We start from the raw sequence: 1,786 nt of genomic DNA, 5'->3' as shown, positions 1-1,786 counted from the left end.
CCCGCACTACCCCCCGCCCCGCTACCGCCGCCAACGGCCAGCGCCGGCCCCAGGCGGCCAGGGCCCAAGTCCAGGAGAGCAGGGCGGACCACCTGGCGCAGTAGCGCAACAGGGCCCCCACTTCGGCGGCGCGGCGGCGGCGGGCGGCGTGGCGCAACTCCCAGCGCAGGCGCACGGCCAGGGCGGCGCGCTCGGCCGGGGTGCGCACCAGGGCCAGGGCCTTGGCACAAACGCGGATGGTGGAGGTCAGGTACGGGTCGTGGGCGCGGTAGGCGCGGGCCGACATGGCGCGCGGGTGCTTGCGCTTGCGGGTCGTCACGGCGTCGAGGTAGTCGAACTGCCAGTCGCGGGCCGCCCGCACCCAGAAGTCGAAGTCCTCGTAGGCCAGCGCCTCGTCGTAGCCGCCCAGCGCGGCCAGGCAGGTGCGACGCATCAGCATGGTGGGCGTGCTGATGAAGAAGCGGGCCAGCACGTCGGCAAACACCCAGCCGCTGGCTGGGAGCAGGTGCGCTGGGGCCCCGGGGTAGTAGTGGCGGCCCAGCAAATTACCCTGCTCGTCAATGTGTTCGGCGTTGGAATAAACCACGCCGCAGCTCGCGTCCAGGGCCCCAAACTGCGCCACCTGCCGGGCCAGGCGGTCGGGCAGCAGCACGTCGTCGGTGGCAAAATCGACCACAAACTCGCCCGTGCTTTGCCAAAACGCCTGGTTGAAGGCGCGGCAGTTGCCCACGTTTTCGGGCAGCAGCAGCAGGTGCCAGGCCGGGTGCGCGGCGGCGTACTCGCGCAAAATTGCCAGGCTCCCGTCAGTGCTGGCGTCGTCCACGAGCCACACTTCCAGGTGCGGGTAGGTTTGGGCCAGCACCGAATCCAGGGCCTCGCGCAGGAAGGGCGCGTGGTTGTGGCACAGGGCCACTACCGTTACAAGGGGGCAGTTAGCAGTTATCAATTAACAGTTATCAGTGAGCAGTTATCAATTTGTTGTTATTTGTTACATCCCCTGCTCCAATCGTTCAGCAATCAACAAGCTCCGCAACCTACTGCGCAACGAGTATAACTACTCACTGCTAACTGTTCACTGCTAACTGCTCGTTGCGCCCGCTGCGCAGCCAGAAAAACCCGCAGCCCAGCAGCAGGGCCCCGTAGCGCAGGGCGTGGGCCCACACCGCGCCCGCCAGGCCCAGGGCCGGCACCAGCCCCACCAACAGCCCGGCGTAGAGCACCGCCGAAGCCGCCTGCACGGCCACGTACCGCCCCGTGCGGGCCCGGGCCGTGAGCTGAAAAATGAACACCCAGCTCAGAAACTTGGCCCAGTCGCCCAGCATCTGGGGGGCCAGCAGCTCGCGGGCCGCCAGCAGGCGCGGCGCAAAAACAGCGGCAGCAGCCAGTCGCGGGCCAGAAACACGGCCCCCAGCGCCACGGCCAGCGCCGGGGCCAGCACCCCCAGCACCCCGCGCAAGTAGGCGCGGGCCGCGGCGGGCCGCCCCGCCAGCGCCGCCAGCTGCGGGTAAAACACGCTGCTGAGCACGGCGGCCACCACCATCGTGTAGTTGTCGGAGAGCTTGGCGGCGGCCTGCCACACGTCGGTGCGGGCCGGGCCAAAGTGGTTCAGCAGCGCGGCCCGCACGGCCACGTCCACGGCCCGCCCAAACACGATGTTGCCCACGGCCATCAGCCCAAACTGCGCCAGGCCCCGCAGTGCCGCCCGGCTGGGGGCCGCCCACCGGCCCAGGCCCCGCAGCACGCCGGCCCGGCCGGCCATTACCAGGGCGGGCGCCACGGCCAGGCC

The 1,786-nt window shown here is 70.0% G+C and carries 3 protein-coding genes; all 3 read right to left on the bottom strand.

Translation table 11 applies throughout. The features are described 5' to 3' along the window. Positions 1 to 946, bottom strand: a 946-nt coding sequence (locus BEN49_RS14695) for a glycosyltransferase family 2 protein (RefSeq protein ID WP_125916886.1), incomplete at its 3' end; no start/stop codon positions are given. Between the two features lie 118 nt (positions 947 to 1,064). Next, positions 1,065 to 1,322, bottom strand: coding sequence for a hypothetical protein (locus BEN49_RS14690; protein WP_070744619.1), 258 nt, complete (start codon positions 1,320 to 1,322; stop codon positions 1,065 to 1,067). After that, positions 1,295 to 1,786: MATE family efflux transporter (locus BEN49_RS28085; protein ID WP_158022932.1), on the bottom strand; the 492-nt coding region annotated here is incomplete at its 5' end. The genes BEN49_RS28085 and BEN49_RS14690, both read right to left, overlap by 28 nt.

Source organism: Hymenobacter coccineus (assembly GCF_001816125.1).
Taxonomy (GTDB): Bacteria; Bacteroidota; Bacteroidia; order Cytophagales; family Hymenobacteraceae; genus Hymenobacter; species Hymenobacter coccineus.
The sequence above is the reverse complement of the archived record's forward strand: the minus strand, read 5'-3'. Positions and strand labels throughout refer to the sequence as shown.